This window comes from Labilibaculum filiforme (assembly GCF_002843315.1).
GTDB classification, from domain to species: Bacteria; Bacteroidota; Bacteroidia; order Bacteroidales; family Marinifilaceae; genus Labilibaculum; species Labilibaculum filiforme.
This window is the reverse complement of record NZ_MVDD01000013.1, coordinates 17,962-30,252: the sequence shown is the minus strand read 5'-3', so window position 1 is coordinate 30,252 and position 12,291 is coordinate 17,962. Positions and strand designations below refer to the sequence as shown.

7 protein-coding genes are annotated in these 12,291 nt (G+C 37.9%); all 7 read right to left on the bottom strand.

Going from position 1 to position 12,291, the window contains the following annotated elements:
- Positions 1-1,141: 1,141 nt before the first annotated feature.
- The 7 genes from BZG02_RS15295 to BZG02_RS15265 all read right to left on the bottom strand — a co-directional run bounded on the left by BZG02_RS15295 (position 1,142) and on the right by BZG02_RS15265 (position 12,094).
- Complete coding sequence (locus BZG02_RS15295) at positions 1,142-2,752, bottom strand: polyprenyl synthetase family protein (RefSeq protein WP_101262317.1); 1,611 nt, start codon at positions 2,750-2,752, stop codon at positions 1,142-1,144.
- A 139-nt stretch (positions 2,753-2,891) separates the two neighbouring features.
- Positions 2,892-4,085 (bottom strand): radical SAM protein, encoded by a 1,194-nt coding sequence (locus BZG02_RS15290; protein WP_101262316.1) that lies wholly within the window; start codon positions 4,083-4,085, stop codon positions 2,892-2,894.
- Positions 4,086-4,553: 468 nt separating this feature from the next.
- The gene (locus BZG02_RS15285; RefSeq protein ID WP_101262315.1) at positions 4,554-5,378 is read right to left on the bottom strand and encodes an ATP-binding protein; all 825 of its coding nucleotides are present in this window, start codon (positions 5,376-5,378) and stop codon (positions 4,554-4,556) included.
- 112 nt (positions 5,379-5,490) lie between these two features.
- On the bottom strand, positions 5,491-6,711 hold the full coding sequence (locus tag BZG02_RS15280; RefSeq protein WP_101262314.1) for a PQQ-binding-like beta-propeller repeat protein: 1,221 nt from the start codon (positions 6,709-6,711) through the stop codon (positions 5,491-5,493).
- 23 nt (positions 6,712-6,734) lie between these two features.
- Positions 6,735-10,019, bottom strand: a complete 3,285-nt coding sequence (locus BZG02_RS15275; RefSeq protein ID WP_101262313.1) for an ABC transporter permease — start codon at positions 10,017-10,019, stop codon at positions 6,735-6,737.
- Between the two features lie 67 nt (positions 10,020-10,086).
- Positions 10,087-10,785: an ABC transporter ATP-binding protein gene (locus BZG02_RS15270; protein ID WP_101262312.1), complete on the bottom strand. Its 699-nt coding sequence runs from the start codon at positions 10,783-10,785 to the stop codon at positions 10,087-10,089.
- Positions 10,786-10,999: 214 nt separating this feature from the next.
- A complete protein-coding gene (locus BZG02_RS15265) occupies positions 11,000-12,094 on the bottom strand; it encodes an outer membrane protein assembly factor BamB family protein (RefSeq protein WP_180335748.1) in 1,095 nt (364 codons plus the stop codon).
- Positions 12,095-12,291 lie beyond the last annotated feature (197 nt).

Sequence of the window (12,291 nt, the reverse complement as noted above, 5' to 3'; positions counted from 1 at the left end):
CCTTCAAGATAAATAGTTCGTTTTAAATTATAAACTTTCAGCATTCTTTCTAATTCTTATAAACAGACTGATAACCATTTAGATTTTCGCCTCTCTTTTTTATTATCCTCAAGCCGGACGGGCTTTTACTTTTTATTGCCAAAAAGTTAACAAAAGGCCACGGAGAGCGTCCTCGACTACCCTTTACGAGTTAAAAATCGAAATAAAAGAAACTCGCTACGCTCTAACAGTCTTTTATTCTTAACGATTTTTTCCTCTAAGGGACCCAGTCTCCGGACTAAATTCCGAAACTCTACTAATTAATCATTTGCCTTCAAGATAAATAGTTCGTTTTAAATTATAAACTTTCAGCATTCTTTCTAATTCTTATAAACAGACTGATAATTATTTAGATTTTCGCCTCTCTTTTTCATTATCCTCAAGCCGGACAGGCTTTTACTTTTTATTGCCAAAAAGTAAACAAAAGGCCACGGAGGACGTCCTCGACTACCCTTTACGAGTTAAAACTCGAAATAAAAGAAACTCGCTACGCTCTAACAGTCTTTTATTCTTAACGATTTTTTCCTCTAAGGGACCCAGTCTCCGGACTTAATTCCGAAACTCTGCAAATAAATCATTTGCCTTCAAGATAAATAGTTCGTTTTAAATTATAAACTTTTCAGCATTCTTTCTAAATCTTATAAACAGACTGATAATCATTTAGATGTTAGCTCCCCTTTTTTATTATCCTCAAGCCGGACGGGCTTTTACTTTTTATTGCCAAAAAGTAAACAAAAGGCCACGGAGAGCGTCCTCGACTACCCTTTACGAGTTAAAACTCGAAATAAAAGAAACTCGCTACGCTCTAACAGTCTTTTATTCTTAACGATTTTTTCCTCTAAGGGACCCAGTCTCCGGACTAAATTCCGAAACTATACAAATAAATCATTTGCCTTCAAGAGAACAGTTCGTTTTAAATTATAAACTTTCAGCATTCTTTCTAATTCTTATAAACAGACTGATAATTATTTAGATGTTAGCTCCTCTTTTTTATTATCCTCAAGCCGGACAGGCTTTTACTATTCTTGTTTGCCCCCTTATCCCGAAAGTGACTTTTAAAAAATACGATTTGTAAGTCAGTAGGCCTTCAGTGGGTTGAGGTTTATGAATTTTCTGGAACTATACGATTTAGTAAACGAGTTAAAAGAATTTTCAATGTCGTATTCGTCAATGGTTTCAGAGATTTTAAAGCAGTACGCTTATAACTATGCAACATTTCCTCCGCTTCTTTCATTGCTTGTTTGGTCTCCGGCCATTGTAAAAATTCGGTAGATATGCTTTCATCCTTATTCTTACTTCTTTCGAACCATTCCTGCATTTTTTCAGGATGCTTTTGATTTAAAAGAGTAGAAACTAAAGACGGCTGAATGGTGTTAAAGCCACTAGCAATACTTTCCTGTTTAAAGTCATCCAAATCATCATTAATCTGGTAAGCTATTCCTAAGGCATTGCTGTATTTCGATATGATATTTAAAATAGCTTCATCGGCATCGGCCAAAATAGCGCCAAACTGCAGTGCCACTTCAAAAGCTGGAGATGTTTTATTACTAAATATTCGCAAAATTTCTTCCTGCGAAAGTAATTTTTCATTACTTCTCCATAAGAGTTCCTCGCCTTGTCCCAGAGACAAATCTCGATGTCCGTAGGCCGCAACTTTTAGTAATTTACGCATGTGTTTCGCTCCCGATTCAGCAATCATCTGATAGCCATATCCAAGCAATAAATCCCCAATATTTAGAGCCACAGGAATATCATATTGCTTATGGAGTGTTGGTTTTCCGTATCGCTCGTCATCTTCATCAACAATATCATCGTGCACTAAAGAAGCTTTATGAAAACATTCTATGGAAACTGCTAATTTTTGAATCGTGTCATCGTACGCTCCTGATTCTCCGAGTAAGGCATCGTAAACTGCGACCATAATCATCGGACGCCAGCGTTTCCCATCCGTTTCCATCCAGCGAACTGCAATATTCACAGTATCCTCTTCAGACCCAAAGAATACCTTTAACCTATCTGCAGTAAACCACTCTCTTACAAGAGATTGAAGAGTATCTAAATTAAGCCAGCCTCTCCATGTCGTTTCGCTTCTCATGGATAACACTTCATCCAACCAGATTTGATCCACTTTAGAATCTTTACAATCATTATTGTACAAGGGAATTGCGAGGGATGGAACCGCCTCTTTTACTGCCAAAGGAAACGAGCGTTCGAAGGAATGTAAACAGCCAACCCCAATCACACATTCTACCTGACCCGAAGACAACAGCAAACTTGCCGAAGTAGTTCCTTCACTCACTATTGTGTGATATCCCAACTCATCGGCTTGACCGATAATGCTTGCTAAATCGCAACGTCCACACTGCTCGCATAGTAATCCGAGCTCATCGTACTTTGCCGGACATAAGCTAGAGTGGCTGATACACTTGGGCAATAATAAAATTCGACGATTAAAAGGAATTCCCGCCACAATACTGCTCCATGCATAATTGTTAATCATTACAGCCAACAGCTTTTGATACAAAAACAAGTCAGGATGCTTCCTAATTAATTCACCAGAATGAAAAATGACTTCTTCTTCCTGTAAAGGCGGTATTAATTCGCATGTTGCTGCGTAGTCGCGAATCAAATCGCGAATCTGCTTCAACTTTTCAGGATGCTGAGGCAAATCATTTCCGAAGCTTATATTTGGCTGGTTGTTTCTTACAATCATTTTCTTCAATTAACAGTGATCAGTTAACAATTAACAGGTTTTAGAACCTCACCCTAAATCCCTCTCCTGAAGGAGAAGGACTTCAAAAACTTACAATATTTTATAATTCCTAATTGTTAATTATTCATTCAGAATTATACTATCCGTATGCTCCAAAACCAAAGAAGGAATACTTTTTGGCAAAGCGATACAGCCAACTTTTCTCGGGAATCTCTTTTCCGGGAATATGATGACCTGCACAAGGCTTCATTTGTTGTAATTCTTTATATGAAGTGCTTCTTTTCGATGAATCATAAGCATTTACATCTTTTAAAAGACGATGCAACTGTTCTGGATTATCCAATAAAATACATCCTTGAGTACACTCATTAATGCCTTTTCGCAAACCGCCTATAAATTTCGATTTCTCGATGATGTTGGCAATATCAGAGCCATCACCAACCGTTTCGCCTGCAAATTGTATTGGCGGACAAAATTCGATATCCCCGTAAGGGTTAATATGATGTGACAAGCCCAGAGCACCAGGACATATAGCTTGTCCTTTCTCATCCCAATAAGTATCGATAATCATTAAAGGAGCTTTCACTCGAATATCGACCATGAATTGTCGCAACTCCAAAATCTCTGCCTCCGACAAAGCCAAATCTGTATTGGGACGCTCGCCTACCGGACGATAAATGTAAAACCACAGGTAGTGAATGCCTTTTTTAATGCATGAATTCACGAATTCCTCATTCACCAAATCCTTAAAGTTTGATTTACAAACACTTGTTGCAACACCGGTGAACAATTTATTTTTGGTAGCAGCCTCAATTCCGGCCATACTTCTGCTATACACATTGTTGGCACCTCTGCGAATATCACTCACATCTTGCAAGCCTTCCACACTAATAAGTGGTGATACATTCCCAAACTTTCGAAGCTTTTTCGCAACTTCATCAGTCAGTAAGGTTCCGTTGGTAAACATCTGAAAATAACAATCGGGATGTCGTTCAATCACCTCCATTAAATGAGGATACATCAATGGTTCACCGCCTAACAAACCAAAGAAATAGGACCCTTTATTTTTGCTGGAAACAATGATGTTCTCCAAAGTTTCCATGTTCATTCCCTTGGATTGATTATTGATCGTTACCCAACATCCCTGGCAATTCAGATTACAGTTGTCTGTAATCGAAATCATCATAAAAGCAGGAAACAACTCCCCATTTTTAAGTCGTTTCTTGTGTTTTGCAACCGCTTTCATTCCCTTCCAGCCCAAATTATAGCCAAGTTTCCAAAGCAATCGGGCATCTACCTGTTTTAGTATTCTTGTTCCTAACGAAAAAATCATTTATTCTATTTCTTAATTCTATTTCCTCTACAGAGCTAAACTTTATATCTCAAATGTCTTTATACTATCCAAAAAACAACAATCAAATGTGCTATTGTCAAATTTCGGAATTCTCCCTTTTAAGGGGAGATAGCGACAGCCAGAGGGGTGCTTTTAATAAAAAAAACAAAAATTCACCCTTTTGCCTATCGGCATTTTCCCTAAAAGGGAAAAATTCATCTAGAAAATAAGTAGCCCAAATTGGTCTTTTCATAATAACTAAAATTAATATCTCCCTGAATCCCCATTGTAAGGAGGACTTTTAATAAAAAAGCAAAAATTCACCCTTTTACCTATCGGCATTTTCCCTAAAAGGGAAAAATTCATCTAGAAAATAAGTAGCCCAAATTGGTCTTTTCATAAAAGACACACTATTACTTTATAAAACTCTGACAGGTCTTTCGACTCTGTCAGGTTTAATCATTTATTTTAACAACAGCTCGAATTAGTTTCTCCATTTTTGCAATCACAGGCCCTTTTTTCGGCTTTTTTCTCTTCCTCCTTCTTGTCGGCTCCACTACAACAAGTACGTCGCTCTTCTTCAGCCATTTTAAACTGATCTTTCTTCAGTAAAGAAACCTGAAAGTTCTTTCTGCGAGCACTTAAAACAGAATAAACATCGTCGTTCTGAATTTGCTCTAGAATATCTGTCTTTTCATTTTCGGTACCATCGCCTTCTCCGCCATCAATAGGACTTTCGGCATGTTTAGGGAAAATGATTGCATTTTGAGGACAAACCCGGGCACAGGCAGGACACATATCCTTACAGTTTGCCGAGGCTGAAACAACAACAGTTCCGTCATCTTCGACAGAATAAACACTGAACAAACAAAAATTTAGACACTTGCGACATCCGTTGCAACGATCGTAATCAATTACCGGATACCAGGGCTTCCAAGAATCGGAATATTTGATTTTTAAAGGCGCTCCGGTATTGGCTTCCAAAGTAGAAAACCATTCATTCTGACTTTCTTCATCCACATGATGGTACTCTGTACTATTTTCGTTTGCTTTTCGTCCCGAATTAGCCACCAAATGTTGCATAGCGCGAGCCTGACAGCCAAAAACGATGGCATCCTTTGCATTGTACAAGCTCTCCAAATCGTCGGGATTTTTCAAAATTGTACCACACATATCCTCTATATAGGTGTAAGCTATATTTTTCTCCTCCAAGGTGTTCCTCAACTTCTGAACCGAAGCTTTTTCGATTTTTCCATCCTTCTCGCACCCGCAAATAAATATTTGTTTGCTCATGTTTTCAGTTTAAAGTACAAAGTATCAAGATTTAAGTATCAGGAAATGCTTCTCTTACTATCAATAACACTTTAAAATCAATACTAATTCAACAATTATTAATTAATCATTGTTAATTCTTAATTGCTTTGATATCATATGCCAACAGCGCGTTGCCATGACGGATGTATAAAACTCCTTTGTTGATTACAGGCTGTGCAAAATGCTCTTTAGTTCCTTTGCTTACTTTAAATTTGCTTACCAACTCCATGCTTTCAGGAGTTACTTTTACCAAACCTACCTGACCTCTTTCATTGTAACAATACAACATGCCATCGGCAGCAATGGTAGCACCACGGCCAAATTTCAGACTATCTCTGGTCTCACCCGTCTCAGCATCTATACTTCTCCAAACTTTTTTGCGATGCCCTGAAGCGACAATTTTTCCATTTAATTTCACAGCACCTCCCATAATGTTGTCTAAATCTTTATTTCGCCACACTTCCGTGATTTGACTTCCATCTTCAGAAACCTTCATTTTTACCGTTCCATTCCCACAACCAGCAACATAGTATAAGTAGCCATCTTCAAAAATTGGTGTATTCCCATTAATATCGCAAAGCGTGTCCTGCAGTTCCGTCCATAATAGTTTTCCAGTTTGCGATTCGATGCCCATTAAAGCATTGTCTGAGAAAGTTACCAAAACTTTTCGAGAAGGAAAATTCAATAACAAAGGAGAACAATAAGCAGGAATTTCACCCACTCCAGGATTTGTCCAAACCATTTCGCCGGTAAATCGATTTAAAGCAATAATGTTATTTTCCGCTCCACCAGGTGCAGCAAACACTAAATCGCCGTCAACCAATAAAGATTGTGAATAGCCGAAACGAGTATTTTTGCCTTCAAATTTCTCCAACATGTTAATGTTCCACTTCATTTCACCAGAATTGGCATCAACACAAGCAATATCGCCCATTCCCGAAGCTACGTAAACTAAATCGTCAACTACTGTTGGAGTAGATCGGCTACCAATAAAATTTTCCATCCAATCGGTTCCAAATTCTGTTTTCCAAAGAATTTTCCCTTGCAAATCAAGCGCCAATAAATAGGCAATACTATCTATTTCACCATTTAAATACATGGTATTGTCACTAATTACCGGAGAACCATAACCATTACCAATTCCTTCCATATCCCAAAGAAGAGCAGGACCATCTTCCGGCCATTCTTGTAATAAATTGGTTTCATTATAAATTCCAGAACGGTTCTCACCTCTCCACTCACTTATTTTTTTCTGCTTACTATTACAGGCAAACAACAATACGGCAATAACTAAAATGCTTAAATTTTTCATTGGGTTAGTTTAGTAGTTTAGTTTTATTCATTCTTTAAAGTTTCCACAATATTGAATTTTTTCATGTAGCTTGCAGGAATCCAAATCCAGATCAATCCGCTGATGAGAATACCGAAAAGCAATGTAAAAATATATACCACTGGCATTTGGAAGGATGGTGATAGTAAAGAAGGTAGCACTCCAATAATAGCAGCTACTAATCCACACGCCAAACCTACCAACAGTAAAAATAAATTTTCGTAAAACAGTAGTTTAAACAAGCTATTTTGCTGATAACCTATTGCAGAAAGCAAAGCCAATTCTTTTTTCCGTTCCATAATGTTGCGCATCAATACAATTCCCAGGCCAATGGTACCGATGATTACGCCCAAACCTCCCAGAAACATAAACATGCTTAAATAAGTGTTTTCAACCGAATAAAAAGCCGTCAAACGCTCGGATGTTTTCATGCTTGAAACGCCCAAATCCTGCAAGTTATTTTCAAACTTTTGCACGAATTGATCACCATTAGTTCCCTGTGAATCAACTAGTAATATTTTAGATCCGCTTATAGACGGGAAATGCTTTTGAAACTGATTATCAGAAATCAAGACATTGCCTTGAAAAATAGAATTATTCAAACCACCCATAAGTACCAATTTGATATCTTTTCCGAACTCATTTTGATAAAGCAAAGTATCGCCTACCGCTTTTTTTAATCCCCAAACAATAACGGTCTGATCTGCGAAAGCAGGAATAATATCTGTTCCAAGATCCTGATTCAAAGCTAGCCATGGGTGCTCTGCATTCACCTCTACTGTAAGTTTTGCGAATGAGAATGCATTCTTCTTATCAAGCAACAAGGGATTAAATCCTAGTATTCTTGGTTTTTGCACCTGATTTAGATTCAGACAACTGGCATCATCGCCTTCCAAAGCCCTAAACTGCACAAACTGAGTATTGGTATCGAGATCACCTTCCCAAAATCCAAGTTTTTCTTGTCCTTCAGTGGTATTTAAATCGAATAAAACAGGCATTGTGGTTTCCATCCAATAGTAAAAGCCACCTGTACCCGATTTGTTCGCATTTTCGGCATCGTAAAAAGTCTTGCGATTGGCTCCGGTAATTAAAACAGAGAAAGTACCAAGTGCCAGCAAAGCAACACTTGCCAGACTTCTTTTACGATTACGCGCACTGTTTTTCAAGGCCAATTGAAACAATGATGGTGTTTTAAGGCTTCTGGTTATACTCAATTTTTGTAGATATCTATGAACTAAGGCAAGAGCTCCAATCATAAAAAGACCTCCTGCAGACAGCAATAGCTCCGCATTTTGTTCCAAGGAAGAGACAAATGCATAAACAATTAGAACTAAGCTTCCCAAAATAGTGATGATAGCGATCCAAAGCGAAATATGATTTCTTTTATCGCCTAGAGTATCATCAGCTATATTCTGAATTTGCTTGCTCGCTGTTTTATTTAACTTGTTTCGCGTTACGCCCCAAATACAAAGCACCGCAACAAAAAGACCAATTGCAAAACCGGTAAACAGAGTAGTTTCGCGCAAATGTACCTCTAGCATATTGGTACGAACCACATCGGTCCACACCGAATTTAGCGCTTTTAAAAGCAATTTATTATACAAAATGCCACCCAAAACACCAACAAATCCGCCAACAACTACAGTAACTAACGATTCATAAATACGAATGCGAAGAATGTTTACTCGATTAAAACCTAAACCTAAAAGAATCCCATTTTCCTGACTTCTGCTATCGAGGTTTAAAGAATAAATTAAGATCGTTAAAAGGATTCCCGCAAAAATAATAAAGAAGCTAAGGCTTAAGAATAACTGACCGAAATCAACCATATTATTGGCCGCAGAAACTCCTGCACTGCGAACCGATACAAAACTCATATTAAGTAAGTTAGGATTCACTACCGAAAGTAAGTCTTTCTCTAAGTTCTTCTGATTCAATTCTTTTTGGTTAAATCGAAAAGCGGTATGTTTTCCATATTTATTGCTCCACAATGCCATTGCTTTAGTGGATGAAATAAATGCTTTTGGAGTTCCTTTGTACTGCTTCCAGTAAGCTTCGTCTTTCGGACGGATTTTGGAGAAATCAACCGGAACACCAGCTTCCCATTCGTTGCAACTTCCCGCATCCGATAATCCCGGAAAGGAAGGCATCATAGATGGATCGAGAAGATCACTCTCCAGAGACAGTATTTCTTTCACCACAAAACTTTGTTTCTTCTCTTCAAGAGCTCGTAAAGCGCCAATTACAAAATAATTCAATGAAATGGTATCGCCTATATTTGCCTGAAGATCATCGGCCAACCACTGATTAATACTAATTTCCTGATTTGAAAGATTTGATAAAGAAGAATCTCCATTTACAGAAGATACAAAGGAATAAGGTGTTTCCCTAGCACCAAAACTAATTCGATTCACAAAATAAGTGAGAAGAGATTGTTGCTCCATGTTGAGTTTCTCTATTTCATCTGAAATTGGAGTATCGATAAACACCCGATCCGAAATCAATTCCAACTGATTTTTCCCCTTTATATCCCGAACGTTCAGACCAGCATCTTGCAGTTGCCAATGTTTTTTCAGACATTCCTGAATCTGCTCTTGTGTTTGATCCGTTTTTCCTAAAAGAAGAAGATTGACTCGTCCGTCCAGCTCCATTTCTTTGGCCAGATAATCTCTGGAAAGAAAAACGTTGTATGGCGCTACCTGATTGTTTTTTAAGCTAAAACGACCCATTTCATGATCTCCTGCTATGGCTTTCACTTTTACTCGCAATGCCACGTTCTGCTCCTCATCGGAAACAAAAGGAGCATTGGCAGGAATCAAGCTGCCTTTTTCCATTCGCAATAAAAATACGTCGCCAATTTTCAAGCTCATTTTAGTTGCCAAATTAGCACTAACAGCGACCTCGGCATTTTTTAAATCGATTTCCTGAGCAGAAGAGAATTTCCAAAAATCCGAATCGACACCATACGCCTGAATGTTATTAATACGGATTTGTTTTTCGGCTTGCACAGCCATTCCATTCACTCGTAAAACTGCATTTATATTCCCATTTATATCTTCCTGAATCTCCTTTGCTAAATCGGCACGAACGTAACGATCGCCTGTTGCCATGGCATATTCCACCTTTCCCAAACGAAGGTTCACCAAATCGTGCAAACTGTATTTTACCGAATCACCAATAATTAGCGCACCAGTAAGAACGGCTGTACTCACAATGGTTCCCAAAAAAACTGCGAAATGCTGTTTTCTGAAAAACCAAAGGCTTTTGATGATGTATGTAAAGAGATTCATGTAATATCAATTAGTAATTAAGAATGAATAATTCTGGCTTGCAATAGACTTCAACTTCTTTTATTAATTATTCATTACCAATTGCTATTTGTTTTAATCTTCCATCTTCCAACTGGTAAATCTTCTTCATTTTTTTAGCTAAATCCATCGAATGGGTTACCACTACCACCGAAACTCCTTGTTTTTCGTTTATTCTGACCAATAAATCGCCCAATTTATTAGCTGCTTTTTTATCCAACGAACCCGTTGGTTCATCGGCAAGAATTAGGTTTGGCTGATGAATTAAGGCTCGCACTAGTGCTGCACGCTGACATTCTCCTCCCGACATTTGTCCTGGACGTTGCAGAATCAAATCCAACAAGCCAACAAAATCTAATAACTCCAAAGCTCTTTTTTCAGCTTCCTGTCTTTTCTTTTTATCCTTTACAGGAATAAAAGGCAAGAGTACATTCTCAATCAGATTCAATTGTGGCAATAAGTGATGCAACTGGAAGACAAAACCCAAATTCTGATTGCGGAAATTAGCTAATTCCTTCTCGTTTTTCTGCGACAAATCTTCTCCATCGAAAATTATACTGCCCGAATTGGCTGTATCTAAAGAACTAATTACATTTAGCAAGGTACTTTTCCCCGATCCGGATGGACCAACAATAGCAATACTATCCCCTTTTTCAATCGCCAAAGAAATATCATCCAATATGATTCTCTTTTTATCGCTTGCGGCGTTTTGGTAGTATTTGGTGATGTTCTTTAGTTCTACAATCATATTATTTTCCTTAATTTAGTTCCAGACCTGACAGGTTTTAAAAACCTGTCAGGTCTCAAAATATCAATCTTTGCACTACTATTCTGCATTTTTTCGTTCTATGCAATTACTTTTTCGTTGAAATCAGTTTGTCCTTCGATGTATTTCATTGCCATTGAGGTGAAATTGCTTTCCTTCACTATTTTATGCGCTTCTCTACCTATTTCTTGTACTTCTATTTCTCACCAAAGGCATAAACACTTCCATCCATACATGCAACAACAATCATTCCTTCTACAACCGCAGGCGTTCCTACAATGGCTCTGCCAATTTCGTAGGACCAAATTTTTGTTCCTGTTTTTCGATCCAACACATATATTCTGCCATCTCCAGCACCAATCACTACTGAATTACCAGCAATTACAGAAGATGCCTCTATTTTATTTTTGGTTTTAAATTGCCATTGAATTTTCCCACTAGCTTTATCAAAACAGTACACCTGTCGATTTTCTGCCCCAATAATTACCTGATCGGCAGAAACTGCAGGAGAAGCCAAATAAGAAATTGCTCCCTCCTTTTTCCATTTCACCTGATTTTGTACGAAATCGACACAGAAAAATTCGCCATCGTGATTTCCAAAATAAGCCTGATTGCCATCTAAAGCAACCGATGAGGCAATGTAGGTTGCGATATCTAACTTATTTTTTAATTTTCCTGTTTTCACATCCACCTGATGAAGAAAACCATCGCAACCGCCAAATACAGCAATTTCTCCATTGCAAGATGCGGCTCCGTTAATGTAATTATCCGATTCGTATTTCCATTGCCGTTTGCCTGATTTTGCATCAATGCAATGTAAGTTAAAGTCGTAGCTCCCTATTAAAATCTTCTTCTGCTTGCTCGTTTTATCGTAAAACCAACTTGCGGCTCCTGAAATCTGACCATCGGTGGTATATTTCCATTTCACCTCTCCGCTTGTTGCATTCAAACAGTAAAATTCGCCATCTAAAGCTCCAAAATACACACAACCATCTAAATACAATGGCGATGCTTCCACCGATATTTTAGCATCGAAGGTCCATTTTAATTCGCCTTTTGTTGAAATTGCGTACAATTTTCCATCGTTCGAACCTACAAATATGTTTCCATTGCTGATAATGGGTGATGATTTAATAGCATCACCGGTTTTAAAACTCCACAATAATTTTGGCGCCTTTGGAACATTAGCATCGGTAATTCCCGTAAGGCTTGAATTGCCTCGGAACGATAGCCAATTGTGCTTGTTTTGGGCATAAGACGAAACGGATGCACAAATAATCAAAGTCAGCAATAATACTATCCTTTTAGCTCGTCGATTGACAAGATGTGAGATTTGAGATATGAGATGTGAGAATTTCATAATTTCTAATTCATAATTTCTAATTGTAATCACCTGACTCTGACAGGTTAAAGAACGCTGTCAGGTCATTCCTTTTTAATTATTAATTCGTAATTAATAATTTCTTTTAACCTCATCCCCCAGCCCCT

Bases quoted from the DNA above. Each gene is read 5' to 3' on its own strand.
- BZG02_RS15295 (WP_101262317.1), bottom strand. From the start codon at position 2,752: ATGATTGTAAGAAACAACCAGCCAAATATAAGCTTCGGAAATGATTTG.
- BZG02_RS15290 (WP_101262316.1), bottom strand. From the start codon at position 4,085: ATGATTTTTTCGTTAGGAACAAGAATACTAAAACAGGTAGATGCCCGA.
- BZG02_RS15285 (WP_101262315.1), bottom strand. From the start codon at position 5,378: ATGAGCAAACAAATATTTATTTGCGGGTGCGAGAAGGATGGAAAAATC.
- BZG02_RS15280 (WP_101262314.1), bottom strand. From the start codon at position 6,711: ATGAAAAATTTAAGCATTTTAGTTATTGCCGTATTGTTGTTTGCCTGT.
- BZG02_RS15275 (WP_101262313.1), bottom strand. From the start codon at position 10,019: ATGAATCTCTTTACATACATCATCAAAAGCCTTTGGTTTTTCAGAAAA.
- BZG02_RS15270 (WP_101262312.1), bottom strand. From the start codon at position 10,785: ATGATTGTAGAACTAAAGAACATCACCAAATACTACCAAAACGCCGCA.